Origin of the sequence: Nonomuraea sp. NPDC050153 (assembly GCF_044460125.1) — a bacterium.
Lineage (GTDB): Bacteria > Actinomycetota > Actinomycetes > Streptosporangiales > Streptosporangiaceae > Nonomuraea.
Genome location: NZ_JBITJQ010000018.1, coordinates 69,577 through 95,953 on the forward strand (window position 1 = coordinate 69,577; position 26,377 = coordinate 95,953).

Consider the following 26,377-nt stretch of genomic DNA (forward strand, 5'->3'; position numbering starts at 1 on the left):
CGTCTATCGAAGTTATCCATGTTATACCGATATGTACGTCTTTTGATTTTCTTTCATGTTGTTTGGGATTCAGGTGGCATTCGCTGGTTACGATCACCTCGTTCCGGCCGATTGTGTGGACCTCGTTTATCCCGTATGCGGTTAATATCGGCTTTGCGTTTCAGAGAGGTCGTCCGGTCACTACAGTCGCGCTGGTAATGTTGCGCGCGTACCTGGGCCCGATGTCTGATGTATATATGGTGATGAAACGGAAGGGAAACCACCCGCATATCGCCGACGCGTTGTCCCGGCCCGGCTGGCGTGGCCGAGCCCGTGAATGGCGCCCCGTCGCCGAGCTCCTCCAGGCCATCGAGACCGGCCGGGGCTCCATGGTCCTGGTCGAGGGCCGGTCGGGAATGGGCAAGACCCAGCTGCTCCACAGGGCCACCGAAGCCGCCGCACGGACAGAGATCGCGGTCGCCCACGGCGCGGCCGAGGAACTCGGCCGCCTGGCGCCCCTGGCACTGCTGGCGACGGCGTTCGACGAGCCGGCGCTCACGTCACCGGAGCCCGCGACGATGCCGGAGCCGTGCGCCGACGCGGCCGATCTTCGACTTTCGCTGGTGGAGCGGCTGCGCGCCCTTCTGGAAGAGCGGGCGGGGCGGGGCCCGCTGCTGATCACCCTCGACGACCTGCACTGGGCCGATCCGACCACCCAACTGGTGCTCCGGTCGCTGCTGCCGGAACTCTCCTCGTATCCGCTCGGGTGGATTCTGGCCCGCACCAGCGGGATGGGCGATTCGGGCGTGGACGGGCTGTACGAACTGCTGGAGCAGGAGGGCGCCGACCGCGTCGTCCTCGGGCCGTTGGACGACCTGGCGGTGGCCGAGATCGTCGCCGACATCTTCGGCGCGCCGCCCGGGCCGGACATCGTGGAGATGGCGGCAGAAGCGAAGGGAAACCCGTTCCTGCTCGTCGAGCTGCTGAGGACGTGCAAGCTTGAGGGCGTGGTCGAGATCGTCGCGGGCAGCGCGCGGCTGACCTCGGCGGCACGCGTTCAGGTGAGCGCGCGAAGCCCGCTGATGAGCTTGTCCGCGTCGACCCGGCAGTTGCTTCAGGTGGCCGGGGTCCTGGGCCGCTCGTTCTCCGTGGACGATCTGGCCGAGATGCTCGGTGAGCCGGTCGACGGACTGCTGCCGGGGCTCGCCGAGGCGGTCCGCGCGGGTATCGTCGTGCCCGCGGTGGACCGGCTGACGTTCCGGCACGATCTGCTGTGGCAGGTCGTGACGGACATGATCTCCGATCCCGTGCGCACGGCACTGCAGCGACAGGCCGGATTCATGCTGCTGCAACGCGGCGCGGTCGTGCCCGCCGCCGGGCACTTCATGCGCTGTGCCAGGGCCGGTGACACCCGGGCGCTCGACGGGCTGGACCGGGCGGCGCGGGCGGTGCTGCCCTACTCGCCGCCGTCCGCGGTGGACCTCGCCGTCCGGGCGCTCGAGCTCACCGCCCCGGCCGATTCCGACCTCCTCGCCCGTACGGCGACGGCGGTGGAGGCGCTGACGGCCGCGGGACGGCTCGCTGAAGCGATCGAATCCGCGCGGGCGGCGCTGCGGCGGGCGCCGCCCGGACCGTGGACCGATCGCATGCGATGTGAGCTGGTGTCGGTCCTGCTGCAGAGCGGCCGAGTGGCGGAGGCGGTGGCCGAGGCCGAGGGGCTGCTCGCGCAGCCCGACCTGAACGACGAGCTGCGGGGCAGAGCCGAGCTCGCGGTGTTCCACGGTCTGCTGGGACTGCACGACTTCGGACGCGGACGGCCACGGGCGAACGCGGTCCTCGCCGACCGCGCAGGCCACCGGGACACCGCGCTGGTCGGAGCGCTACTGCTCAGCGCGCACATCGCCTGGGAGGAAGCACGCGCAGCCGACGCGTTTCGCGACGTCCACGAGGCCATACGCATCGCGAGCACCGGATCCGTCGCCGCCCGGCGCGCCCACCCGCGACTGTTCCTGGTCCGCTGCCTCTTCGGCGTGGGACGGTACGCCGAGGCCGAGAGCGTCATCCGGGCCGCCGCCGCGGACTTCGACGCCTATGGACCGACCACCCACGTCGCCAGCCCGGCGTTCTTCCGGGCCTGCCTGTCGCTGGCCACCGGCCGCCCCGACGATGCCGCCGCGGAGGCCGAGGTGGGGTTGAAGGCCGCCGACGAGATGGGCGCGTACGCGTACGTGCTGCTCGGGCTGGCGGTCCTGGCCATCGTCGAGCTGCGTCGAGGCAACGTGGAGACGGCCGCGCGACACATCGAGCGCTTCGAGACCAAGCAGCGGGAGGCGCACGGCTCGATGTACGGGTCCGTCTGGGGCACGTGGGCCGGCGCGCTGGTCCACGAGGCCCAGAGCGGGCCCGAGCGGGCGATGGAAGCGCTCGGCAGCTGCTACGAGGACATCAGGAAGCGGCGTTGGATGCTCATGCTGGAGCCGAACGCGGCGGCCTGGATGACCCGTACCGCGCTGGCCGCCGGGCGCCGCTCGGCCGCCGCGCGTACCGTGGAGACGGCCCGGCAGATCGCGCACGACAACCCCGGTTTCCCCGCTCTCGCCGCCGCGGCCGCCCATGCGCACGGCATCCTCCACGGGGACGCCACCGCGCTGGTCCAGGCGGCAGCACACCACAGCGACCCGTGGGGCGCCGCCTCCGCCGCGGAGGACCTGGGAGTCCTGCTGATCGCCGGCGCGTCGGACGAGGCCCGCGGCGGCGACAGAAAGGGCGCGATCGCCAGGTTCGAGGAGGCGGCTGACGCCTACCTGAAGATCGGCGCACCGCGGGACGCGGCCAGGGTGCGCGCCCGGCTGAGGAAGCTGGGCGTACGCCGCCGCCACTGGAGCTACGCGGACCGGCCCGGCACGGGATGGGACAGCCTCACCGACACCGAACGCAGCGTCGCGACGCTCGTCGCACAGGGACTCACGAACCGTCAGGTGGCCACCCAGATGTTCCTGTCTCCCCACACGGTCTCGTTTCACCTGCGCCAGGTCTTCCGCAAACTCGGCATCGCCTCTCGGGTGGAACTGGCCCGCAACGCCGCCGAACAACCGCCTCAGGGGCCGGCGGCGAACCCGGAACTTCGCGACTGACCCTCGTTCCCGGCGGCGGCAGACCTCAGCGGTCGTCGAGTCTCCAGCAGCCACAGGGCTCCCAATTGCTCATCGGCCGGCATTATGCCGCGTCTGTTCAGATGCACATGGGTCAGGCTGCGGACTATGCCGATATTGCCGGCCAAATCCGAGAGGTTGTCCGCCGTGTGCATTTCATACGACCCTCGAATTTGCGTGAGCCAGGGTGCTCGCCCCTCCGTCAGCACGTTCATGAGCTCCTTGCGGGCCTCATGCGCACGTCGTCGTGACACCTTCCGCGCCGGCGGCCCCGCGCTCATGCGGGTCAGCACCTCGGTGACGACACCAGCGGGAGCGCGCAAAGAGCCGAGATAGAGATGGGTCAAGGCGGCCGCCAGCAAGGCCCTGTCCTGTTGTGCCTGCCGGAGTGGCCTGAGGCAGGCGAGCGCGGATCTGCTGTCTTCGCAGAAGGAGCGTTCGCAGGCTTCCAGGCTTGCGGCACCCCCGTATCGGCGGGTCTCCGGGCGGTAGGGCTCGATGGAGAAGCTGGTCACGAGATCCCTGCCGGCCAATACCCGAAGCACCTGACTCATTTCGACGACATTCGCGTCTTCGCTCCGGATCCTGATGCGGAGATGCCGGACGGGATCGTCGTACCGGACGAAGAACCACCGCGCCCCCCGGCGCTCAAGATGGTTACCGAGGACGCGGACCACCTCGTCCTCGTCATCGGGATCCACGACGATGTGGAAGGCCCACCACCGGTCGCCAGGAAGGCGCATGACCGGCTCGGTCACCTCGGAGACCTCCGCCGGTGTGCGGGGATATTCCGTGTTGACCATGGTGGCGACGAACTCGACGGGGCGGTCCGTCATCTCGCTGACAAGGGACTCCTCGACCCATTCACGTCCACGGCGGCTTTCGTCCGCGAGGAGGTCCAGGTGCAGGGGGTTCTCAAGGTCGAGCAGAAGCCGGGTATCGCCCTCCCCGACATGCACGTACCTGGGCATCGGCGGACCGCCGAGCGCTTCGTCGATGCGCCACCTGGCCGGGGAGATGACCAGGTCGCCGATCTCCACCCGCGGCAGCGCGCTGTTCGTCGCGGGCAGGGCGCCCCAGTCCCAGCCGGGAACGGCAGTGCCGAAGGCGGACACCCGATGGGCGAAATCCAGTAGCGGAGGCGCATCGCCGGTATTGACCAGGTGGTGGGTACGCGCGACGACCTTGCGCCCGTCGGTCCGCGACCGCAGGTACGGCACGCCGTCCGAGACGCCGACCACCAGGTCGGCGGGTCGTGCCACGAGCCGATCCGCGGTGGAGGGAGCCGACGACCAGGCGAGCAGCCCTTCGTACGGAGAACAGCCGGTGGCGAGGTTCCGCAAGGCGTCCTGCCAATAGTCGATGGCCAGGAAAAGCGCCTCCGAACCCTCACGACGCACCGCCGCCGCGACATGCTCCTCCACCCGCGGGTCCAGTCCGGCGAAGCGGGAAAAGGCCCGGCCGCCGGGGCCGGCCAATCCCCGTGGCCCCAGCGCCCAGCCCGGGTCCCGAGGATCGCCCGTCCTGGTTCGCTGGACGAAGACGTCGTACGACACGGCGGCCCGGCTCAGGACGGGCAGGGTGGCGACGTCCTCCGGAACGATCGAGACCCTGTTCGCCGCCGCACGCCGGATCAGGGCAGCCCGGAGTGCTGTCAGTCGCGGGGAATCGGCCACGACCGGTGCCGGTGGCCGTTCCTCGTCCAGCACCCGCTCGAAGGGGACCTCCTCATGCCCGTAACGTCGTTCGAACCTCTCCGCGAAGTCGGCGATCCACGGGTCCGGCTCCTGCGCCATGGCCAATCGCAGGAGGGTGGGCATGGCCGCGAGCAGGGCGTGCTTCAGGGCGTTCGGAGCTCGGCCGTCCACGGACATGGCCAGATCCACGGCCAGGCACGCGCGGGCGTCCCGCCGGTCGAAGGTCTCAGTCGTCTTCTTGACCGCGTCGATCCCCTCCCCGAGAGGGGAGCGCTCAAGCTGACGCAGCAGGGGAGTCCGGTAGCCCAACTCATGGGGCGCGGGCCGACGGGCAGAGCTCACCAGCAACCCGCCCTCCCGCAGCCGGCTGACAAGGGCGCGAGGATCGAGGATCCCCGGGTCCGTGACGTGCACCAGTTCGACAACAGAGTCGATGTCACGTGGCTCGGCGCAGTAGTCGCAGATCGTGTCGACGATGGGCAGCCGTCGCACCGAACGCATGGTCACCTTGTCACCGGGCGGTGCGAACAGGATCCGCCGGGCGGTCACCCGCCGGCTCGGGTTCACCTCGACCGTGGCAGCGGTGCTGTCGGCGAGACGGCACGCCACGGTGGCGTCCAGTCTGACCCTCTTGGTGAAGGCGCGTGGGCGGATCTCGTCCTGGTCCGCGCCCCAGGTGGTGAAGCCCGTGGCGGCGAACAGACCGAAGGGCGTGGGACGATGGCTCATCCGGTTGACGTACTTGAGGAGGGTCCGCAGCATCCGCTGACGGGCCTCGGGACCAGGCTGCCAGGCTCCCGACGCGTAGAGGTCCAGGCGGCCGGCGAAGCGCGGGTTGGCCACCCAGACAGCCTCGGCCAGGACGGCGTTCGACCACAGCCGGATGACGGGATCCGCCCCGTGGCTGCGGTCCGGCGCGTCGTACGGCAGGACGGGCATGCGGACCATCACGAGCGGCAGCGCCGACCACGCTTCTCGCTCAGGCATTCGGCGTACCCTGCCAGACCCGCCACAACCTCGCGTAGATGTCGTCGCGGCGGAGCAGCTCGTCATGGGAGCCCACCTCGGAGATACGGCCGCGCGACATGGCGATGATCTGGTCCGCCCGGGCGGCCGTGTCCAGTTTGTGAGCGATCTGGATGACCGTGTGGCCATGGAGTGAGCGGCGGAGCACGTCGTCCAGCCGCCGCCGCGTCGTTCTGGGGAGCGCGGAGGTGGCCTCGTCGAGAATCAGGATCGCCGGGGGATTCAGCAGGATTCGGGCCAGGGCGAGTTGCTGAGACTCCGCCGGAGTCGGGACATACGCCTCTTCTCCCAACTCGGCGTCGATGCCTCCGTCCAGCTGCGAGATCCAGGACATCGCGCCGGTGGCTTCCAGAGCGGCGGTCACCTGCTCGTCGGTGGCTGCAGGCATGAACAGGCGTAGGTTGGCTGCGGCGCTTCGTTTGAAGACGTGGTCTTCCTGGGTGACCAGCGCGATGTGACGGCGCAGAACGCTTGGCGGGAAACCGGCGATGTCGGTGCCGCCGACCAGAATGCGTCCCTGTGACGCGGGCTGGACTCCGGCCATGAGCAGAGCCAGGGTGGTTTTGCCCGCCCCCGACGGGCCCACGACCGCCGATCTTGTGCCGTGTTCGATGCGCAGGTGGGCGTCCTCGACCACGGGACGGCCCGGCTCGTAGGCGAAGGTCACGCCTTCCACCACTACCGATCGGTCGATCGGTTCGGGGCCGGACTCCTCGATCTCCCGCGGCGTCTCGGGCACTCCGACGATTCTGGCCAGCCCGGCCGAGCCGATCTGAAACTCGTCGAACCAGTCGGCGAGGTCGTCGAGCGGCCCGATCAGGGCTTGCGTGTAGAGGACAACGGTCGTCACCTCACCGACATCCGCCAGCCCGATGCTGACCAGCCACGCCCCGACGCCGGCGGTGACGACCAGCGGCAGGAAATAGCCGATCTGCACGAGGGGAAACCACCGGGCGGACAGATCAACAGGGGTGACAGAAGCTTGCCTGGCCTCGGCCACGCCGGAGGCGATCAATCGACCACGCCGGCCGCCAAGGTCGAACGCCTCCACCACCTGCGCGCCCTGCGCGGTCTCCAGCACCAGGGTCGAGAGCCGTGACCGGGCGGCGAGCTCGCTCCCGTAGGCCTTCCGGAGCCGCTTGGCATACCTACGCGTCGCCACCACGATGATCGGAACACCGACCAGCACCGTCCAGCCCAGCAGAGGGTTGGCCACGAAGGAAGCGGTCACCGTGAGCACCAGGGTGAGCAGCGCGGCCACCGTCTCCGGCAACCCGGATCTCACGATCTCATGGATGACCTCCATGTCCTTGGTGGACCGGGAGAGGATCTCACCCGTCCCCACGCTCTCGACCTGCTGCAACGGCATTCGCAGGATGCGGCTGACGAACGTCTCGCGCAGCTCGGCGAACACTCTCTCGCCCAGCCTGAAGGCCGACTTCCTGGCGAAGAACACCAGGACGCCCTGGAGCAGGACGCACGCCGCGATTCCCGCGACGGCGAGGTCGAGTGGAAATCCTGGCGACTTGTGCGCGATGCCGTCGACGACGCCGCCGAGCAGCACCGGCGGTACCAGCCCGGCGGCCACCGCCACAAGGTAGAGGCAGACGACGGCTTTCAGGGTGCCGCGGTTGGACCTCAGCAGCCGCCGGACTTCGGCGCGGATCGTCGCGTTGTCGGCTGTCGGCAGGGTGGCGTCAGACATCCTGGATCTCCCGTGCGACCACAGCTCGGTAGGTGGCGCAGGTCGTGAGCAGTTGGCGGTGGGTTCCGCTGACGAGGTCGCGTTGCAGGTAGAGCACCCGATCGGCGAGCTCCAGGAACGCCGGGCTCCGGGTCAGCACCACGGTGCCCGATTTCTGCCGGAAGGAGCGCAGGCGCGACGCGACCTCCTGCTCGGTGGCGCTGTCCAGTGCCTCGGTCGGCCGTACCATGACCAGATAGGGGCTCTGACGTGCGAGAGCGGCGGCGAGAGCCAGCCGTTGGCGCTGACCGCCCGACAGGTTGCGCGCCCGCGGCCCCACTGTCAGGTCCAGGCCCGCGGAGCTCATGGTCAGCATGTCGTCGCAGACGGCTGTGCGCAGGGCCTCCAGCACTTCGTCATCACTGAGACCACCGGTCGGTTCAACGGCCTCACGGATGGTTCCGGAGAAGAGGAACGGCTGCGCGCCGTGATAGAGCACCGTCCTGCGTACATCGGAGCGAGGGGCTTCGGCCAGTGCGGTGCCGCCGATCGAGGCTCGCCAGGCGGGATCATCGGCTCGCAGCCCTGCCAGGTGTTCCGCGATCCGCGTCTCGTCGGCCGGTGAATCGGGAATGACGACGACCAGCTCTCCCGGCCGGACCACGATTCCCGTGCGAGGTGTGGTCAGTTCACCCGTGAGCACGCCCGGCTCGTCCACGCCAGGCCGCTCCCGGTCGGGGCCTCCCAGGCAGGCGTTGTAGTTCTCTGTCGCGACCAATGCCCCGGCCCGGGTCGTCACGAAGTCCGCGACCGATCCGACAGGCTCGACCAGGAACACCGCTGCGGCGCAGAACGCGACCAGCGTGCCCGGTTCGATCTCGCCGCTCAGCGCCAGTCGCCCGCCGGCCCAGGTGACCAGGACGAGCAGCAGGTTCGGCAGGAAGACGGCGGAGGCCGACAGCAGCGCTTGGGTGCCTCCCACCGCGACGCCCGCTCGGAGCGTCTGCTTCGATACGCCCCGGTAGTGCTCCTCGAAGGTGGCCTGCGCCCCGAGACCACGCAGCATCCGCAGCCCTCCCGCGAGGTCGACCCCCAATTCGTTCAGCCTGCCGAGGAGTTTCCTGTGGGCGCGTTGCCGGCCCTCTAGCGGCACCGCGATCCTTGTGGTGAGGAGGGAGACCAGCACGACGCCGAGCAGGACGGCCCCGCCGAGCGCCAGGGACTCCGCGAGCAGGTACGTGGCGATCACCGCCATCGCGGCGATCGAACCGAGCAACCGTGCGATGGCGTTCGGGAAGCCTCCGATGGCGTCGGTATCGGAGTTGACCGAGGTGCCCAGCTCGCCCGTGGAGCCCTGCACCCCTCGGGTGACCCGATCGCCCAAACGGGCCGTCAAGTCGAACGACACCCGGATCTTCAGCTTGGCCGCCACGACGTAACGGGTGATCGATGCGGCGATCGTGGCCGCCGCCAGCGTTGCCAAGAGCGCGATCGAGCCCACGAGGCCGCGGGAGGCCGGGTCGATCAGAATCGCGAGAATTCTGCCCAGCGACCATGGGATCAGCGCTTCCGCGCCCCACTGCACCATGGCCAGCCCGACCAGAAGACCGACGGTCCCCTTGTTCTCCCGAATGGGGTCCGACAGCGCAAGGTGGTTCACAACTGCTCCTCGGCGTCCGCCTCAGGGGGTAGGAGGGGGATCTCCTTCACGTCCGGATAAAGCGCTCGCAAGGCATCCATTCCGGAGACGCGGCCGATCTCGACGAGGAGGTCGGCCGCGGCGTCGAGGAATGGTCCCCTTCGTGATCCCGCGGCGAATTTGAGCAGACCGCGCGGTCGGCTGACACGTGGGATGACCGCGTCGAACCGGTGCGATCGGAAACCGAAGCTCGCGCCGTGGACGAGACGGATCCCTCGGGCGGCGGCCGCGTGGCGCAGCACCCCCAGGACGAACCCGTGGTTGGCGACGCTGTCCTCGGCCAATTCGATGATGACGAACGGGGCGTCGCGGATGAGGTCGTTCTCCGCGGCGAGCGAGGGGTGAACCACTGAGCTGAACACGCCGCTGACCGCTGCCAGCCTCTCGGCGAGGTACCGGTTGTTGGCGTACACCTGGCCCGCGTGCCGTCGATGCCAGGCTGGGCGAAACAGGAAGGGAGCGTCCAGTGCCGCGAGATCGGCGGCGCTCGGCCCGGCGCCGGTCACCCCACGCACCAGTCGCAGCACCTTCGCCAGTTCGCCCGCCCGCGGCACCCCACCGACCGTCCCTTGGTGATGGAGGACATGGGCGACGCCGAGATTGGCCAGCTCCAGCCCCTGCTGGTCGAGTTTGAGCGCCGAGCGCACTTCGATGAACGTGACAGCGTCACGACCCGCCATCGCCTCCAGCACCTGCCGCATCGGCCAGGCCGGGGAGATCAGCGTGGTATCCGCTATCACCACCCGGGGGCGAGCCGAATCTTCCGCCCAGGCGCGCAGCCACCGCCGCAGTGGCAGAACGTCCAGAGCGCGGCTGTAGCGAACCGGCTCGACGAGGAGGACGTCGGCGCCGGAAAACGAGGCTGGGTCCGTCAACGCCGACGGCGGGATCTTCTCGTGAGAGACAGCGGACGACGAAAGGTATTCCAGGAGGAGGTCGGTCTCGAAGTAGTCACCCCAGTATGCGATTTTCAACGGGTGCGCCTCGGCCGGGTGCATCATATGAATGAGCGATTGCAGCACATGGGTGAGTGCGGCCATTCCGCTGGAGAAGGCAACGCTCTCCAGCGCCCAGCCGGCGGGAACATGCTCCGTCACGGCAGCGGTCAGGCGCGCCTCCAGGTGAGAAGCCGTCATGTTCCGTTCATAACTGTGGTCGAGCTCGCACCCGCTGGGCAGTACGGTTCTGAGCATCGTGTCGGGAGAGCGGAATCTCTGTTCGCTCATCGCGTGCGCGCGTCTCAGCAGGAGCGACCTGAGTGTTTCCGCGGCTTTGTCGAGCTCGTGCTCGGCCAGGATGCCACGGGTGACGTCGACGCCCGCGAGCCGGTGGTGAAGTGACCGCCAGTCCGGCAGGTCCTCGTGAGGCAGCTCCATCAGCTCCCGGACCAGCTCGGCGAGCAGGTTCTGCTCAACCGCCAAGAAATCATCCATCAATCCCGCTTGATGATGAACAGGCGTGCCCCGCCGCCGTGGCGGCCGGGCACGCAGGAAGGAGTCAGTTGGTCTTCGGCTTGTTCATCGCCAGGATCGTGAGGTCGTCGCGGATCTCGCGGATCTCGGTGCCGACCACGGGGGTTTCCCGGATGTCGAGCGATTCCACGTCGGCGAACAAGTCGGCCAGATCCTTCTCCAGCAGCTCGATCGCAGTCATTTGGCTCCCCTTTCTTGGCTAACCCGTGGCGGACGCCGCGGGTCGTCTGTAAGCGGACGAGGCGTAACTCCCTTCATGGCCGGCAAGCGCGGAGCCGTCGGGCAGCACGACGGCTCCGAGGGCGTCGTGCGCCCTGTCCAGCCAGTGGAGGAAGGCCAGCCCGTCCTCGCCGAGTTCGGCCTGGGCGCCATCTCCGTGCAGGCCTCGTCCGAACTCGCGAGCCCGCGCCCAGGCGACCGCGGTTCTGTGCAGGATCTCCGGGTCCGGTTCGGCACAAGCGCTATGGCGGGTCAGCAATGCCAGGTAGAGCAGCGTCTGGTGCACGTACACGTGGTAGGCGCTGATGGCGCGATCGGCGCTGAACTGGCGGACTCTCAGTTCAGCCCCGCTCCAGGGAATGGGAACGGTGTGACTCTCCGCGTCCACGTAGCCCGGCCGGAAGATCGTGCGGGCAAGCCCGATGTCGAAGAGCTTCTGGTGGAGCGACTCGTGCAAGATCGACTCGGCGGCGTCGTGGACATTCCGCAGCGCGGACACATTGACGAAAATCAGCTTGGGCGTCTGGGCGAAGTGCCCGCTGATGATCGCTCCGGTGAGCGGCACGAGACCATAGGCGCACCGCATGACGTCGGGAGCGACCACGGGCAGAGCTTCGGCGAGCAGGTCCATCGCCTCGTCGGCGGCCCTCTCCAGGTCATCTCCGACCTCGACGGCCTCCACCAGAAGGTTTTCGCCATCCGCGACGGTCTGGGTGTTCCAGCGGGACAGGACCTCCTCGCCGGCGCGGGTGCCCCGCATGGCGCGGCATACGCGCGGACGGAGATGCCGGGACCGCGGCTCGTCGGCGGCGAGCTCCCCGTCGCTGCCGGCTGCGATGATCAGGAAATCGTTGACGGCAGCGTGAGCGGCTTCCTTTCGCCCCGCCTGGAATTCGCGGAGCGCGAGATCCAGAGCACCCCGGCGCAGGGCCTCAAGCTGAGGGGCCGCACGGGCGTCGAGCGCCTCCCGATCGAGCTGAGTCACATCAGCGCACAGCCTGCCGAGCCCGTGGTAATAGACATCGGCCGTCCGGTCGGCATTGTCGCCGTCACCGAACATTCCTGTGGCCAGATGGCCTTCCACCTCCGAAACCGTCGTCGCTGCCTCAACGGCCGATTGTCGCATCGGTGCTACCCTTCCAGGGAAATGAGATCGTGGGCCGCGAGTTGACGTAGTTGCTCGTTCACCAGGGCATTGCACTGATCGATGCCGACCGCGGGCATGAGGTGCGAGACGCGCGCCGCCGTCGCCGCTGCGGTCTGGCCGTCGCAGATCTCCAGCAAATAGAGCTTGAATCTGTCGACGATCAATGTGGCGACGGGTTCGCGAACGAATATGAAGGCGCCCGTCAGATCGGCGAAGCGTTCCAACTCCCAGCCCATGGTCCGGCGAATAACAGAATCGGCCATGTGATTCCCGAAGGTCGCAGTTCATCCCCGGCTACCGACCATAGCAATGTCGTCGATTGGCTGACAAGGGGATTTGCTGCTGTCCACTCGGGCCTGTGAGTAATCCATGCCGGATTTGGAGTGGACGCTCCTGTTTTCATGGGATCGTAAATATTGTGCGGCAGTGCTTATATTTTGATCCGGCAGCTCGCGGGTATGTCGGCCGACTACTCGCCCGTAACCCGATGGCAGAGGCGCTGCTCGGATGCATCTGCGCGATTCGGGGACAGGACCGCAACTTCATCTGGCGGTGGTTCACCGACCCTGCGATGCGCCAGGCGTTCCAGCCGGGCGAGCGTGACGAGCTCAGCCGGGGCCACGTCGCCGACCTGCGCGCCTCCTACGCCCGCCGCGGTGGCGACGAACCCTCCACCTCGCCTGGTCGGGCGGCTCCGGGCCGCGAGCGAGGAGTTCGACAGGCTGTGGGACCTGCACGAGGTGGCGGTCCGGCGCTCCAGCCGGATGCGGCTGGCCCATTCCGCTGTCGGCCCCATCGACCTGCACTGTGAGACCCTGCTCAGTCCCGCCGAGGACCAGCGGCTCGTCATTTTCACCCCCGCGCCGGGAACCTCCGCGATCGACCACCTGAGCCTGCTGCGCGTGCTCGGCCACGAGGACTTCGTGCCCGCCGCCCCTGCCCGCCGCTGAAAGCCGGCGCCCCGACGCGCGGGCCCGGGTGGTGGTGTCAGGGTGAGGAGTGCGTGCGGGACTCAGCCGACGGGGGGATCGGCGGAGAGGGGGAGGCGTACCTCGAAGCAGGCGCCGCCTTGGGTGGAGTCGCGGACGGTGATGGTGCCGGAGTGGGCGTGTGCGATGTCCCTGGCGATGGCCAGGCCAAGGCCGGTGCCGCCGTGGTGCCGGCTGCGGGCGGTGTCCAGGCGGGTGAAGCGTTCGAAGATGCGCTGGCGGTCGGGTTCGGGGACGCCGGGGCCGTCGTCGCTGACGGCCAGGAGCGCCTGACCGTTGTGGCGGCTCACCTCCACCTCGACCCGTTCACCGGCGTGGCGTTGCGCGTTGTCCAGGAGGTTGGTCAGCAAGCGGGCGAGCTGGACCGGTGTGCCGTCCACGGTGACGCCGTTCTGCAGGTTGGTCCGGATGGGGATGGGGTCGGCGCGACGGTCGAGTTCGGAACGGGTCAGATCCGCCAGGTCTACGTTCTTGCGTGCCGTGGCCGGGGTCGATTCGAGGCCGGCGAGCAGGAGCAGGTCGGTGGCGATGGCCTGCAGGCGGTCGACGTGGAAGACGCGCTCGGCGATCTGGCGGGCCGCGTCGATGAATCGCTCCCGCACGGCGGACTCTGACACGTGGGTCACGTGCCCGCCTTCCACCAGCACCCGGCCGTCCACGACGACGGTGTCGATGTCGGTGGAGCCGCCCATCAGGAGAAAGCCCTCCAGCGGCCGAGGGCGCAGCAGGTAGCGCCAGTCGTCGATGCGGACCAGGACCAGGTCGGCCCGCTTGCCCACCTGCAGGCTGCCGATCTCCCGCTCCCAGCCCAGCGCGCCGGCGGCGATCCGGGTGGCCATGGCCAGCGCGGTGGAGGGACGACCGCGGTGTTGTCCGACCACAGTTCGTTGTGCATGAGCCAGGCCTGGCGCATGGCCTCGGGCATGCCGCCGATCGGATGGCCGTCGCCGTCGGTGGACAGCGACAGTTCCAGACCCGCTCGGGCCAGCCGGAGCAACGTCCGGGTGCCGGACATCGGCGACTCGCCGGTGGTGCCGTACTTGGCCGGCGAGTGGTTGAGGTGGACGCGCGCGCGGAGCAGCATGGCCTGCTCCTCCTCGTCCGGCCAGGCGCAGTGCACGGCGATCAGGCGGTCGTTGAGCAGCCCCAGGTCGGCCAGGCGGCGCACCGGGGTGGTGCCGAGGTAGCGGCGCAGGACCTCGGCCTCGCCGGGAAGCGCGGCCACGTGGGTGGCGAACGGCAACCTGTGGCGGTCGGCGAAGGCGGCCAGGCCGTGGCCGAGTTCGTCGCTCATGTTGGCGGTGTAGATGGCCGAGGGCATCATGCGGACGCGGCCGTCGCCTTCCGCCTGCACGGCGCGTCGCACCGTTTCCATGCGTTCCAGCACTTCGGCGGCCTCTCGGGTGCGGCGGAAGCGGGTCTCGCCGGGCGCGCACACGCCGTCGCCGGCCCACACGCCGACCGCGCCCCGCAGGCCCAGCCGTATGGTGGCGGCGATGAGGGCTTCCGGCTTGTTCATCGAGCCGACATCGCCGAAGGCGGTCGTGCCGCTCTTGAGCTGGATGAGCAGCGAGTGGTCCGCCACGGCCAGGGCTTCCTCGGGTTCCAGCGCCTCGGCGAAGGAATAGGCGTCGTCGAACATGGTCGACAGGAGCCGCACGTCGCCGCCGGCGGCGAAGGGGCCGGGCACGTCGGCGCGGTCGTTCCAAGGGTCCGGCTGCCGCCGCCGGGGCCCGAACTGGGACAGGCCTCTGGCGAGCACCTCGTGCCAGTGAGCGTTGACGAAGCCGGGCAGCACCAGCATTCCGCTCGCGTTGAGCGTACGCATGGCGGCGCGTGCCTCCGGGTCGAGCCCGGCCGCGGTCTCGTCCACCGTCCGGGTGTCGCCCACCGCGACGATCCGGCCGTCGACGGCCAGCACGGATCCGCAGGGGTAGGTGCGCGCGTCAGGATCGGCGGTGTGCAGGTGGCCGCCACGGACCAGCAGCGTGTTCAGAGCCGCGCCCCGTTCAGGAAGGCACGGATGGCCGGGGCGAGATCCTCGAGGGAGAGCAGGTCGGCGGAGATCGAGACGGGGGCGAGGTGGCCGTCCTGCAGCACTCGCGCGACCTGCTCTGCTGTTTCGGTGGGATGCCGTGGATCGGTCCCCGGGATGACCAGCGTCGGCGACCGGATGGCGGCCAGATCGCCGACGTCGCGGAAGGCGCGGTCGTGACCGATGTGCGCGGCCGCGGCGATGCTGGCCGGATCCGAGCGTGGGATGGCCTCGCGCACCACGGCCCCGACGACGGGCGGGAACTGATCGAGGATCGGCGCCCAGGCCGCTTCGATGCCGTCGCTCAGCACGCGGGCGGCGAACGCGTCGAGGAAGGCCGCCTCGTCCTGCTTGGCCTGGTCGTCATCGATATCCTCGACGCCGATCACGATGGCGGTACGGACCCGGTGCGGATGGTGCAGCGCGGCGCGTAGCGTCACCGTGCCGCCCAGTCCCGTGCCTCCCAGCGCGACGGTCTCGATGCCGAGGTGGTCCAGGAGGGAGGCCGTCACCTCCGGGCTGTGCGACCTGGCCGTGCCCATCGCCCCGCGCATCCCCTACGGCCGCGGCCTCACCGGGGAGCTCGTGGGCCACCAGGACCTCGTCCTCACCGGCAGGGCGGGCGCGGCCGCGCGGGTCACGGCGCAGGAGCTGGCCGCGCTCCCTTTCGTCTCCACGCCGCGCGCCTCCATCCGGCGGGAGATCGAGGACGCGGTGTTCGCCGAACTCGGCATCACCGACCGCAACGTGGTCATCGAGTTCGGCCACCCGGAGGCGATCAAGCACGCCGTCCGGGCAGGGCTCGGGGTCGCGCTGCTCTTCCGCGCGTCAGTCGCGGAGGATCTGGCCGGGGGCTCGCTGCAGGAGATCCGGATCGCCGATGCCCGGCCGCGCCTGCCGATCTTCACCGTGTGGCGAGCCGACAAGCGCCTGTCTCCCTTGCAGCGCAACCTGATGACCGTCATCCGTGACGCGCTGTCCTCCTGATCGTTCGCCCCCCCGGTCAGAGCCCGCGATGTGGCGGGCCCGGTACGTGCCCGGCCTCCACACCCACTTCCGCCCCGGCCGCCCCTGGCTCGACGGTCGCGCAGGGCGTCGCGCCCCTGGTCGCCCCGCTCTTCCAGGCGATCGGCGCGAGCGGCGGGCAGAAGAACCACACCCTGCTGTACTTCATCGCGGCCGCCGTGATCCTTTCGTCTCGTGTGCTTGGTAATGCGCGTTGCTAACGCGAGTTTGCATGGTATCGACGGGTGTGGCGGAGCGCACAAGGGCGTAACCTGTCCGGGGGCGGGGGCCCGCCGACTTGGGGAGGGTGATGTCGTTCCGAGGAGAGAGCCTTCACACGTACGGCGACGTCAGGGAGCGGGAGGCGCCCCCGCATGGCCATCGCCTGCTCCTGATCGTTCCGGACCCGGAGTCCCGCGAATCGCTCGCCGCGCGGCTCGCTGCGGCCGGCTACCACGTCACGTCGGTGGGGACCGGTGCCGCCGCGATGGCCGAGCTCGGCGACCGGCACTTCGACCTGCTGCTCGTCGACGTCGACATTCCGGACCTGCACGACCTCGCCCGCAACCGGCCCCGCCTCGTGGCGCGGCCACCCGTCATCTGCATGACCACCTGCGACGCGCTGGAGCCGCTGCTGCCCGAGGTGGGCATCGAGGTGGAGGACTACGTCACCAAGCCCTGCCGGGACGCCGAGCTCCTGGCTCGGGTGCGGGTGCTGCTGCGGGGCAGGCAGACGTCACCGCGGCCGTGCGTGTTGCGACACGGTGACCTCGTCCTGGACGAGATCGTCTACCAGGCGTGGCGAGGCGAGCGGCGGCTGGAGGTGACCCCGGCCGAGTACCGGCTGCTTCGCCTGCTGCTGCTCAACACCGGTCGCGTCCTGTCCAAGGAGCAGCTCGCGCTGCACGTGTGGGACGAGCCCAGGGGGGTCAACGCCATCGAGCGCCTGGTGTCGCGGCTGCGCCAGAAGGTCGACGAGACCGCTCCGGCCCTGATCCACACCAGGCGCGGCTTCGGCTACTGGCTGGGAGAAGCCGGCCAGGTGTGATCTGCGTCACGTCCGGCTTTTGTCAGGTTACTGTCCGGGCCTCGTCAGGTTGGCCTGTTTGCATGGGTTTATCGTCTTCGCGCCACACGGGTGATCCCTCCTGCGGGACCGTGGCGACGATCCCTTGAGGAGACCCATGCCTGGAACGACCTCTGTGCCCGACTACCCGATGACCCGGGAGCCGGCCTGTCCCTTCGCGCCCGCCCCCGCGGTGCGCGCCATGACCCGGGAAGACCCGGTGGGGAAGGTGCGCATCTGGGACGGCAGCACGCCCTGGTTCATCACCCGGCACGCCGACCAGCGGGCGCTGCTCAACGATCCGCGCCTGAGCATCGACGAGAAGCGGCCCGGCTACCCGCACATGACCCGCAGCCGCGCGGCGTCCGCCCCGCACCACCCGGCGCTGATCACCAACACGGATCCGCCGGAGCACACCCGCCTGCGCCGCACCGTCAACGCGCCGTTCATGGTCAAACGGGTCGAGGCGCTGCGGCCCCGCATCCAGCAGGTCCTCGACGGCCTCATCGACGACCTGCTCGCCGGCCCGAACCCGGTCGACCTCGTCCAGGCGCTCGGGCTTCCGGTGCCGACCGTGGTCATCACCGAGATCCTCGGCGCGCCGTACGAGGATCACGAGCTGTTCCAGACCAACAGCCACACGCTGGTCAGCCACGAGTCGACGCCCGAGCAGGCGCAGGAGGCCGGCCGTATCCTGGGCGGATACCTCAGCGCGCTGTTCGACCAGAAGACGGCCGAGCCGGGCGACGACGTGCTGTCCGAGATGGCCGGCCGGGTCAAGGCGGGGGAGATGACCCGCGGGGAGGCCATCACCATGGCCAACGCCATCCTCATCGCCGGCCACGAGACCAGCGCCAACATGATCTCGCTGGGCACGCTCGCGTTGCTGCGGAACCCGGAGCAGCTGGCCCTGCTGCGTGAGAACGGCGACGACCCGAAGTTCGTGGCAGGCGCCGTCGAGGAGCTGCTGCGCTATCTGACCATCGTGCACAGCGGAATCCGGCGCATCGCGAACGAGGACATCGACCTGCACGGCAAGGTCATCAAAGCCGGCGACGGCGTCATCTTCGACCTGGCCGGCGCGAACTGGGACGCCGCGGAGTTCCCCGACTCCGAACGCCTCGACCTGACCCGGCCCGCCCGTCAGCACCACGCCTTCGGCTACGGCGCCCACCAGTGCCTGGGCCAGTCGCTGGCCCGGGTGGAGCTGCAGGTCGTCTACGGCACCCTCTACCGGCGGGTGCCCACCCTCGCTCTGGCGGTGCCGTTCAAGCAGGTCGAGTTCGCGATGGAAGGCGTCGCGTACGGCCTCAAGTCGCTGCCGGTCACGTGGTGAGGGAGATGACGATGCGAGTGGAGTTCGACGAACCCAAGTGCGTGGCCGCCGGGCAGTGCGCGATGATCGCCCCCGACGTCTTCGACCAGCGCGAGGACGACGGCGTGGCCATCGTCCTGGACACCGAGCCAGGACCGGAGCATCACGACGAGGTACGCGAGGCGGCGGCGGTCTGCCCGGCCGCCGCGATCCGCCTGGTGGAGCGGTGAACCGAGACGTCGTGGTGGTCACCGGCGCCGGCGGCATGGGCGCGGCCGTCGCCCGGCGCATCGGCAGCGGCCGCACGCTCATCCTGGCCGACGCCTTCCCCGACGCCCTGGAGCGGGCCGTCGCCGATCTGCGCGCCGAGGGGTACGACGCCAAGGGGCAGCTCACCGACGTCTCCGACGCCCGGTCGGTGGCCGAGCTGGCCGGCGCCGCGGCGGCAGAGGGGCGCATCGGCGCGGTCGTCCACACCGCCGGCGTCTCCGCGGCCACCTCCACAGTGCGGAAGATCATGGAGGTGGACCTGGCCGGCACCGCGCACGTCATCGACGCGTTCGAGCCGGTGGCCACCCGGGACACCTCGCTGGTCTGCGTGGCCAGCATGGCCGGCCACTACGCGAGCCTGAGCCACGAGGACGAACGGGCCCTGGCCACGGCGCCCAGCGGCGACCTGCTCTCCCTCGGCGTGATCGCCACGGTGGGGGAGGACCCGGTGGCGGCGTACATCCTCGCCAAACGCGGCAACCAGGTACGTGCCCAGGCCGCGGCCCTGGCGTGGAACCGGCGCGGCGCCCGCGTCAACACGGTCAGCCCCGGGGTGATCTCCACCGCGATGGCCAGGGCCGAGGCGGAGTCGGCCTCCGGCGAGCACATGATGGCGATGCTCGACGCCTGCGGCGCCGGCCGCACCGGCACGCCCGCCGAGGTCGCCGAGGTGGTGGCGTTCCTGACCGGCCCGGGATCGCTCTACATCACCGGCACCGACCTCCTCATCGACGGCGGCCAGGCCGCCTGGCTGCGCTGGCACCGCCCGCGATAGCCCCGACGGCTCGGGCCGGGCCCGGCTCGACGGCTACCGCGCCGCGCTGGCCGCCGAGGGGGCGCACGTCGCCGGCACCCCGCCGACGCGGTACGCGACGCCGACGTCGTGCTCACCATGCTCTACGACGTCGCCGCAGCCGGAGCCGAACGGCTCGACCGGGCCGTCGCCCGGGGTCACGGCGACGAGGACGTGGCCGCCGCCTGCTACGCCGGCTTCGACGGCTGAGGCGCCGTGCGGGCTCAGAGCCTGGCGCTGATGATCGGTGCCAGGCGATCGGCGATGACCACGTGGCCGCTGTCGTTCGGGTGGACGTTGTCGGACATGTTCGCGCTGGTCAGCCAGCCCTCGGTGGGGACGTAGTAGACGTTGGCGTCGCCCGCGGAGTTGCGGGCGGCGACCGCGGCCCGCGTCTGCGCGGCGTACCGCCGGGTGAAGGTCTCCAGCGCGAAGACCGCCGCCCCCGGGTACGCCGCCCTGACCTCCTGCAGCAGGTGGGTGTAGGAGGTCTGGAAGGTGGTGGTGCTCACGCCGTGGCCCACGTCGTTGGTGCCCAGGTTGATCACGACCGCGTTGGCCTGGTAGCGGGAGAAGTCCCAGCTCGGGGTGTCGGCGTTGGGGTTGAGCTTGGGGAAGCGGGCCTCCAGGCCGACGCAGCCGTCCGCGGTCGCCACCAGGCAGGCGCCGCCCTGGGCGATCTGGGTGTGCCTGGCCCCGAGGCGCTCGCCGATGAGCCAGCCGTAGGCGGTCAGGGCGTTCTTGGAGGTGGTCGTGCCGACGGTGATGGAGTCGCCGACGAACTCGATCAGCTTGGGCGGGGCCGCGGTCGCGTACGTCGTGGCCCCCGGGTCGAGCACGAGGCCCTGGAAGACGGCGTCGCCGTGGTAGGACCCGGCGACGACCCGGTAGGAGACGCGTAAGGTGTGGTTCCCCGCGGCCAGCGGCGCCGGGGTGAGGTTGACCGTGCCCCGGACGTTCTGGAGGTGGGCCCAGGCGCCGCCGTCGATGCTGTAGTACAGGTCGATGGTGTTGCGCTGGCTCAGCCTGACCGTCCTGCCGGTGAAGCCGGTGGTGAGGTAGGCGCCCGCCCAGTACGGCACGTACGCGGTGGAGACGGAGGCGTCCCAGCGCCCGGTGAAGGAGATGTTGGGGTCGGTGGGGGAGCCGCCGCCCCGCGCCGCCTCGGCCCGCGGCGTGATCGCCGTGACCAGGGCGACGATGAGCGCGCTCAGCAGCAGCCGCGTTCTCATGAGAGTCCGATCTCGGGGGCGACGATGAGGGCGAGCCGCACCAGTTGACTCGACGTCATGAACGATCGTCAACGAGATCGTTCGCGCGGCCCCCGACGGCCCGCCTCCGGGCAGGTCAGCGGCGCGTTCCCGGTGAAAGGTTCATCGCCGGGAAGGCCGGCAGCCCGCCGGCGGGGGCGATCGGCCACTTGCCGGGCCGCCGTGGCTGCGCCCGAACCGGTGTCCCCGCAGCGCCTCGTCCGGTCGCCGGGCGCCGACGCCGCGCAGGACCCCGGGGTCGCGAACGCGTACGGCCCTGATCGGCTCGCCGGTGTGCTCCGCGAGCACCTGGCGGAAACTCTGGGGAGTGCCTGCCCGCCCTGCCCCGTCCCATCCCGTCCCTGAGCCCGTGGCCGAGGGCGTCCGCTCAGATCGTGACGGCGAGTTTGCCGACGGTTCCGGCGGTGAAGTCGGTGATCGCGCGCGGTGCCTCGGCCAGCGGGTAGGTGCGGGCCACCGGTACGCGCAGGCGCCCCTCGGCCGCGTCGGCGGCGAGCCTGGCCAGGGTGTCCGGGTTCGGGTCGGCCATCACCGCCGTGGCCTTGATGTCCCGTCCGGGTTCGTCGGGCGCGTACTGCAGGGTTGAGGCCAGCCGCCCGCCGTCGGCCAGCAGGGCGGCGACCGCCGGGCCGTCGCCCGCCAGGTGCAGCGCGGCATCCACCCCGCCCGGCGCGATCGCGCGTACCAGCGTCGGCAGATCGGCGGGGTCGACGGCCCAGGCGGCGCCCAGGCCGGTGACGAAGGCGGCCTCGGCTCCGGGCCGGGCGGTGGCGATCACCCTGGCGCCGCGCGCGGCGGCCAGCTGGACGGCGAAGGCGCCCACGCCGCCGGTCGCGCCCGAGATCAGGACGGTCTCCCCCGGCTGCGGGGCGACGGCGTCGACGGCGTTGAGCGCGGCGGTCCCGGCCAGGCCCAGGACACCCGCGCGCGGGTGGTCGAGCCCTTCGGGGATCTTGGCCAGGCCGTACTGCCCGCTCACCACCACGTACTCGGCGAAGCCGCCCTGGCCCAGGGACGGGCGCATGACCACGCCGAACACGTCCTCGCCCGGCGCCAGGCCGCTCACGCCGTCGCCGACGGCCGCCACGGTGCCGGCGAAGTCCTTGCCGAGGACGACCGGGAACTCGTGGTCGAAGACGCCCTTGAGATGGCCGCCGAGCACGCCCAGGTCGAAGCCGTTGACCGAGGAGGCCAGCACCCGGACCAGCACCTCGCCCGGACCCGGTTCCGGCACGGGCAACTCGGTGGCCTCCAGACCGGCGCCGAAGTCGGTGAAAGCCATGGTACGCATGATGATCACTCCATTTCCGCGGGAGCTGTGGTGGCCCGCCTGCCGCCAAGGGACGCGCGGGATCGCAACAGCACTTTCTGTGCGCTGGTTACTTCTTGTGCGCGAGTCGAGTCTGGTCCACAATGCCGCCATGGTGGAAGAAGGCACTTTGACCCGCGCAAGGCACATCGATGTGCGTGAACCGGTCGGTGAGGACGACCCGAGCTGTCGGTTGCGCGACATCCTCGACCGCGTGGGGGACAAGTGGAGCGTGCTGGTGATGAACCTGCTCGGCGACGGGCCCAAGCGCTATTCCGAGCTGCGGCGGGCCATCGAGGGCATCTCCCAGCGCATGCTCACCCTCACCCTGCGCAGCCTGGAGCGCGACGGCCTGGTGGAGCGCACCGTCACCCCCACCTCGCCGCCACGGGTGGACTACGCCCTGACCCCGGTCGGCGCCACGCTCTCCACCGAGGTCGCCGGACTCATCGCCTGGGCCGAGCGGCACCGCGAGTACGTGGCCGCCTCCCGCGTTCGCTACGACGCGTCGTAACCGGCCCCGCCCCCGCCTGCTGATTTGGGCAAATGTTGACCCGGGCGGGCGCGTCGGCGTGACCGTGGGGGAAGGGGTTTCGTATCCATACCTCCACGCGGCATGAGGAAGGTGGTGTGCGACATGGCTGAAAGTCCGCTCCATCCGAAACTCGACATGGGTCAGCACCCCGACATAGCGGCCCTGCGAGCTCAATACGACATGGCTGCGGAGAGCCCGTCGGGGCAGTCCGTCAGCGGGCTGACCTTTCTGAGCGGTCTCTACCTCGCCATCTCGCCATGGGTGGTGGGATTCTTCGGGCACACGACTCTGACCGTCAACAATCTGATCACCGGTATCGCTCTCGCCCTGCTCGCGGCCGGGATAGCCTCGGCCTACGGCCGGGTGCACGGACTGGCGTGGGTCATACCGATCATCGGTGTCTGGACGATCATCGCCCCGTGGGTGCTGCCCCCGCACGGAGCCAGCGGCGGCACGATCATCAACAACGTCATCACGGGGATAGTCATCGCCGCATGCGGCCTGGCCTGTGTTGTGCTCGGCACAATGTCCAAACATCGGCGTTGACGCTTCCTGCGGGCCGTTCGGCTCCGCGCCGGGGAGCGGCTCGCTGCCGACTGCGTCCCGTCTCAGGGAGGAGAAGGGGACGCAGTCGGCTGTCCGGCCACTGAGGCCGGGACGGCGGCGTCCGGAGCCTCGTACCGCAGGCCGAGTCGATCGAAGGAGCGGCATCATGGTTGTCAAGCCCATCGGCGGCGGACGCCGTACGCGGATCGTGGTGCCCGGGGTGGGCACGGTCACCTTGCCGCCGTCCGAGCACCTCGTCTTCTACGCGGTCCTTCTCGCGCTGGGAGCGCTGGAGATCGTGGAATGGCCCGTCGTGGGCATCGTCGGCATCGGCCACCTGCTGGCCGGCCAGCACCGTTTCCCCAGCCTGCAACAGGTGGGGGAGGCCGCGCAATCGGTCTGAGCCGGAGGCCCGCATAACCCGATTTATTCGGAAATTGTGGATCTGACGCTGGACCTTGATCCATCCTTGGCCGTGCAAGACGGCCCTGCCGAGGCGGGGCCGTACCGTAAGCCAAGGGAGTTTCATGGCCAACCGATATCGGTCGTTATGGGCGGTGATGGCGGGCATCGCCACGCTGGCAACCGCCGCCGTGGCCCCGGTGCAGGCGTCCGCCGTCGCCCCCGTCAGCAAGACGTTCGCCGCGGCCGAGGACGTGTTCGTCAGCCAGGCCGAGCCGGCCAAGAGCTTCGCGACCGCGACCTGGCTGAGCGTGTGCGGCACCGCGTGCGGCAGCGCCACCGCCGGGCAGCGCGCCGCCCTGACCCGCTTCAAGGTCACCGGCATCCCGCAGGACGCGCAGGACGTGAAGGTCACGCTGGAGGTGGTCTCGGCCCGGACGACGGACACCACCGTCTCCGCCCGCCCGGTCACGGGCGCCTGGAGCCAGGCCGCCAGCACCTGGACCAGCCGTCCGGCGCTGAGCGCGCCGGTCCTCGACTCCCACACCGGTTTCACCACCGGCCAGGCGGCCAAGCTGGACGTCTCGCCGGCCGTCGAAGGTGACGGGACGTACGCGTTCGCCCTGACCGGGACCGACGCCACCACGACCGTGCTGATGTCCTCGCGCGAGAGCGGGAGCCGGGGACCGAAACTCACGGTCACCTACACGGAGGGCACCGGGGGCACCGGGGACGAGCAGACCGACGGGCCCCTGCCCTTCACCCTGCCGGGCACGGCGGCGCTGCGGGGCTCGGCCAAGAAGGTGTTCGCGCACTACTTCACGCCGTATCCGATCTCCCTGGACAACCAGGCTCCGGCCAGTGACTACTATGCCAGGAACTACCTCAAGCCGGACGGCGAGAGCGGCAAGCACGCCGCCTACGGCGGGCTGCTGCGCGACCGGCCGCTGGGGCGCGCCCCGATCGCGGGCGACTACGCGTCGGCCGACCTCAAGACCGAGGTGAGACAGGCCGTCGCCGCCGGCCTGGACGGCTTCACCGTCGACATCCTCTCCGTGACCAGCGCGCAGTGGACGCGGGTGCAGAACCTCGTCAAGGCGGCCGAGGCCGTGGACCCCGGCTTCAAGATCGTGCTCATGCCGGACATGAACGGTCTGGCCTCGGTGGACAGCGCCGCCCTCGCCACCGCCGTGGCCAAGCTCGCCGCGTCGAAGTCGGTCTACCGGCTCGCCGACGACCGCCTCGTCGTCGCGCCCTTCAAGGCCGAGGGCCGCACCGCCGCCTGGTGGTCGGACTGGATGAAGACCATGGAGACGCAGCACGACATCAAGGTCGCCCTGGTGCCCACGTTCGTCGACTTCAACAAGCACCGCGACGCCTTCGCCTCCGTCAGCTACGGCTTCTCGAACTGGGGCAGCCGCAGCCCCGCGGCCAACGCCGGCCTGAAGACGAACATCGACCGCGCCCACGACATGGGCAAGATCTGGATGCAGCCGGTGTCGGTCCAGGACGAGCGTCCCAACCAGAGCGTGTTCGACGAGGCGGGCAACACCGAGAACCTGCGGGCCACCTGGAAGGGGGCCATCGACGGCAAGGCGGACTGGGTGCAGCTCACCACCTGGAACGACTACTCGGAGAACACCCAGTTCGCGCCGTCCAGGAACGCGGGCTGGACCTATCTGGACATCAACGCCTATTACCTGACCTGCTACAAGCTCGGCTGCCCGAAGATCACCAATGACACGGCGTACCTGACGCACCGGGTCCAGCCGGTCGCGGCCGAGCCGTCGTACGCGCAGACCAAGCTGATGAAGCTGCGCGCGGGCAGCACGGCGGCCCGCGACACCGTCGAGGTGCTGACCATGCTGACCGCGGCGGGCAAGGTGTCCGTCACGATCGGCGGTGCGACGCAGACCTACGACGCGCCCGCGGGGGTGTCGGCCAAGACGTTCCCGCTGAAGGCGGGCACCGCTTCGGCCTCGGTCACCAGGAGCTCCGCCACGGTGGCGAAGGTGGTCTCGCCGTACGCGATCAGCTCGACGCCGTACGTGCAGGACCTGCACTACCGCGCGGCCTCCAGCGAACGCTGACGCGCCGGATCCCCGGGCCGCGGGTGCCCGGGGATCCGGCGTCTCTCAGGCGCGCGGCCTCTCCGGACGGAGCGTGCCGCGCAGCAGGGGGCATGCCGCCAGGGCCACGAGCATCGTGGCGAGAGCCCCGATGCCCGCCATGGCCACGGCCCTGGCGGCCGCCCAGCCGAGCCACCGCACCTGATAGACGTCGGCGACGGACAATACCACCACTGCGACTCCCGCGACGGCGCAGATCGGCAACGCGGCGATGACCGCCTGCCGGACGAGGACCCTGCCCAGCGCCCGTTCCGGCACCCCGGAGGCGGCCGGCGCGGCGAACGAGCGGCGGTGATCGATCAGCTCCTCGGCCTGGTGCACCACGAGCGCGGCCGCCGACGTCGCCAGAGCCACCAGGAGCGCGGCGTCGACGAGCGTGTGGGCGTGGTGATAGCCGATGCCCGCCTGCTGGGCCCCGGCCCCGCGCCGAAGAACACCGTCAGGCCCATCACGGACAGGGCTCTGGCCCAGGCCCTCGGATCCGCCTCGACCAGGCGCGCGGCCAGCAGCGTCTCGGGGGAGCGGGCCCGCCGGCACCCGTACGCATGCCGTACGGCGTGCCATGGAGATGCGCGACACCGGCGCCTACCTGGACGTCGTGAAACTTGCCGCGCTGAAACTTGTCGGGGGGCGGTGG

At 70.1% G+C, this 26,377-nt stretch carries 24 protein-coding genes and 2 pseudogenes; 12 read left to right on the forward strand and 14 right to left on the reverse strand.

The features are described 5' to 3' along the window. The first annotated feature begins 242 nt into the window (after positions 1-242). Positions 243-3,113 (forward strand): helix-turn-helix transcriptional regulator, encoded by a 2,871-nt coding sequence (locus tag ACIBQ1_RS35735; protein WP_397283733.1) that lies wholly within the window; start codon positions 243-245, stop codon positions 3,111-3,113. Here ACIBQ1_RS35735 and ACIBQ1_RS35740 read toward each other — a convergent pair. From ACIBQ1_RS35740 to ACIBQ1_RS35770, 7 genes are all read right to left on the reverse strand, one after another. Beyond that, positions 3,077-5,815, reverse strand: coding sequence for a thiopeptide-type bacteriocin biosynthesis protein (locus tag ACIBQ1_RS35740; protein ID WP_397283734.1), 2,739 nt, complete (start codon positions 5,813-5,815; stop codon positions 3,077-3,079). The genes ACIBQ1_RS35735 and ACIBQ1_RS35740 overlap by 37 nt on opposite strands. Then, complete coding sequence (locus ACIBQ1_RS35745; RefSeq protein ID WP_397283735.1) at positions 5,808-7,559, reverse strand: ABC transporter ATP-binding protein; 1,752 nt, start codon at positions 7,557-7,559, stop codon at positions 5,808-5,810. Before ACIBQ1_RS35745 ends, ACIBQ1_RS35740 begins: the two co-directional genes overlap by 8 nt. Further along, positions 7,552-9,198 (reverse strand): ABC transporter transmembrane domain-containing protein, encoded by a 1,647-nt coding sequence (locus tag ACIBQ1_RS35750; protein ID WP_397283736.1) that lies wholly within the window; start codon positions 9,196-9,198, stop codon positions 7,552-7,554. Before ACIBQ1_RS35750 ends, ACIBQ1_RS35745 begins: the two co-directional genes overlap by 8 nt. Beyond that, the gene (locus ACIBQ1_RS35755; RefSeq protein WP_397283738.1) at positions 9,195-10,670 is read right to left on the reverse strand and encodes a hypothetical protein; all 1,476 of its coding nucleotides are present in this window, start codon (positions 10,668-10,670) and stop codon (positions 9,195-9,197) included. The genes ACIBQ1_RS35750 and ACIBQ1_RS35755 overlap by 4 nt, the downstream gene beginning before the upstream one ends. A gap of 64 nt (positions 10,671-10,734) precedes the next feature. Continuing rightward, entirely contained in the window at positions 10,735-10,890 is a 156-nt protein-coding gene (locus tag ACIBQ1_RS35760) for a hypothetical protein (protein ID WP_397283739.1), read from the reverse strand. Between the two features lie 18 nt (positions 10,891-10,908). Further along, complete coding sequence (locus ACIBQ1_RS35765; protein ID WP_397283740.1) at positions 10,909-12,054, reverse strand: hypothetical protein; 1,146 nt, start codon at positions 12,052-12,054, stop codon at positions 10,909-10,911. Between the two features lie 5 nt (positions 12,055-12,059). Then, positions 12,060-12,338, reverse strand: a complete 279-nt coding sequence (locus ACIBQ1_RS35770; protein ID WP_397283741.1) for a hypothetical protein — start codon at positions 12,336-12,338, stop codon at positions 12,060-12,062. Positions 12,339-12,562: 224 nt separating this feature from the next. Here ACIBQ1_RS35770 and ACIBQ1_RS35775 point away from each other — a divergent pair. Next, a pseudogene (locus ACIBQ1_RS35775) lies at positions 12,563-12,682 on the forward strand (transcriptional regulator); the annotation flags it as partial. A 49-nt stretch (positions 12,683-12,731) separates the two neighbouring features. Then, a complete protein-coding gene (locus ACIBQ1_RS35780; protein ID WP_397283869.1) occupies positions 12,732-13,025 on the forward strand; it encodes a hypothetical protein in 294 nt (97 codons plus the stop codon). 62 nt (positions 13,026-13,087) lie between these two features. On the opposite strand, the gene ACIBQ1_RS35785 is transcribed toward ACIBQ1_RS35780, so the two are convergent. The 3 genes and pseudogenes from ACIBQ1_RS35785 to ACIBQ1_RS35795 all read right to left on the reverse strand — a co-directional run bounded on the left by ACIBQ1_RS35785 (position 13,088) and on the right by ACIBQ1_RS35795 (position 15,611). After that, positions 13,088-13,756 (reverse strand): ATP-binding protein, encoded by a 669-nt coding sequence (locus tag ACIBQ1_RS35785; RefSeq protein WP_397283871.1) that lies wholly within the window; start codon positions 13,754-13,756, stop codon positions 13,088-13,090. A 12-nt stretch (positions 13,757-13,768) separates the two neighbouring features. Next, a pseudogene (locus ACIBQ1_RS35790) lies at positions 13,769-14,892 on the reverse strand (amidohydrolase family protein); the annotation flags it as partial. A gap of 164 nt (positions 14,893-15,056) precedes the next feature. Next, positions 15,057-15,611, reverse strand: a complete 555-nt coding sequence (locus ACIBQ1_RS35795) for an alpha/beta fold hydrolase (protein WP_397283742.1) — start codon at positions 15,609-15,611, stop codon at positions 15,057-15,059. Here ACIBQ1_RS35795 and ACIBQ1_RS35800 point away from each other — a divergent pair. Beyond that, positions 15,580-16,086 (forward strand): LysR family transcriptional regulator substrate-binding protein, encoded by a 507-nt coding sequence (locus ACIBQ1_RS35800; protein WP_397283743.1) that lies wholly within the window; start codon positions 15,580-15,582, stop codon positions 16,084-16,086. The two genes, ACIBQ1_RS35795 and ACIBQ1_RS35800, sit on opposite strands and share 32 nt — an antisense overlap. A 16-nt stretch (positions 16,087-16,102) precedes the next feature. Here ACIBQ1_RS35800 and ACIBQ1_RS35805 read toward each other — a convergent pair whose 3' ends face one another. Beyond that, positions 16,103-16,273, reverse strand: coding sequence for a hypothetical protein (locus ACIBQ1_RS35805; protein WP_397283744.1), 171 nt, complete (start codon positions 16,271-16,273; stop codon positions 16,103-16,105). A gap of 141 nt (positions 16,274-16,414) precedes the next feature. Here ACIBQ1_RS35805 and ACIBQ1_RS35810 point away from each other — a divergent pair, with 141 nt between their 5' ends. From ACIBQ1_RS35810 to ACIBQ1_RS35825, 4 genes are all read left to right on the forward strand, one after another. Next, positions 16,415-17,152 carry a response regulator transcription factor gene (locus ACIBQ1_RS35810; protein ID WP_397283745.1) on the forward strand — a complete coding sequence of 246 codons (738 nt, stop codon included), beginning with the start codon at positions 16,415-16,417 and terminating at the stop codon, positions 17,150-17,152. 136 nt (positions 17,153-17,288) lie between these two features. Beyond that, positions 17,289-18,506, forward strand: coding sequence for a cytochrome P450 (locus tag ACIBQ1_RS35815; protein WP_397283747.1), 1,218 nt, complete (start codon positions 17,289-17,291; stop codon positions 18,504-18,506). Positions 18,507-18,517: 11 nt separating this feature from the next. Then, a complete protein-coding gene (locus ACIBQ1_RS35820; protein WP_397283748.1) occupies positions 18,518-18,715 on the forward strand; it encodes a ferredoxin in 198 nt (65 codons plus the stop codon). After that, positions 18,712-19,530 carry an SDR family oxidoreductase gene (locus ACIBQ1_RS35825; protein ID WP_397283749.1) on the forward strand — a complete coding sequence of 273 codons (819 nt, stop codon included), beginning with the start codon at positions 18,712-18,714 and terminating at the stop codon, positions 19,528-19,530. The genes ACIBQ1_RS35820 and ACIBQ1_RS35825 overlap by 4 nt, the downstream gene beginning before the upstream one ends. A gap of 242 nt (positions 19,531-19,772) precedes the next feature. Here ACIBQ1_RS35825 and ACIBQ1_RS35830 read toward each other — a convergent pair whose 3' ends face one another. Further along, positions 19,773-20,780 (reverse strand): GDSL-type esterase/lipase family protein, encoded by a 1,008-nt coding sequence (locus ACIBQ1_RS35830; RefSeq protein WP_397283750.1) that lies wholly within the window; start codon positions 20,778-20,780, stop codon positions 19,773-19,775. 406 nt (positions 20,781-21,186) lie between these two features. After that, entirely contained in the window at positions 21,187-22,110 is a 924-nt protein-coding gene (locus ACIBQ1_RS35835; protein ID WP_397283751.1) for an NADP-dependent oxidoreductase, read from the reverse strand. 172 nt (positions 22,111-22,282) lie between these two features. Between ACIBQ1_RS35835 and ACIBQ1_RS35840 the strand changes: the two genes are divergently transcribed. The 4 genes from ACIBQ1_RS35840 (at position 22,283) to ACIBQ1_RS35855 (ending at position 25,701) form a co-directional block, all read left to right on the forward strand. Then, positions 22,283-22,642, forward strand: coding sequence for a winged helix-turn-helix transcriptional regulator (locus ACIBQ1_RS35840; RefSeq protein ID WP_397283752.1), 360 nt, complete (start codon positions 22,283-22,285; stop codon positions 22,640-22,642). A 102-nt stretch (positions 22,643-22,744) separates the two neighbouring features. Further along, positions 22,745-23,209, forward strand: a complete 465-nt coding sequence (locus ACIBQ1_RS35845) for an SPW repeat protein (protein WP_397283753.1) — start codon at positions 22,745-22,747, stop codon at positions 23,207-23,209. Between the two features lie 166 nt (positions 23,210-23,375). Next, positions 23,376-23,612 (forward strand): hypothetical protein, encoded by a 237-nt coding sequence (locus ACIBQ1_RS35850; protein ID WP_397283754.1) that lies wholly within the window; start codon positions 23,376-23,378, stop codon positions 23,610-23,612. Positions 23,613-23,736: 124 nt separating this feature from the next. After that, on the forward strand, positions 23,737-25,701 hold the full coding sequence (locus ACIBQ1_RS35855; protein WP_397283755.1) for an endo-1,3-alpha-glucanase family glycosylhydrolase: 1,965 nt from the start codon (positions 23,737-23,739) through the stop codon (positions 25,699-25,701). Between the two features lie 45 nt (positions 25,702-25,746). On the opposite strand, the gene ACIBQ1_RS35860 is transcribed toward ACIBQ1_RS35855, so the two are convergent. Next, positions 25,747-26,094 carry a hypothetical protein gene (locus tag ACIBQ1_RS35860; RefSeq protein ID WP_397283756.1) on the reverse strand — a complete coding sequence of 116 codons (348 nt, stop codon included), beginning with the start codon at positions 26,092-26,094 and terminating at the stop codon, positions 25,747-25,749. Between the last annotated feature and the right edge of the window lie 283 nt (positions 26,095-26,377).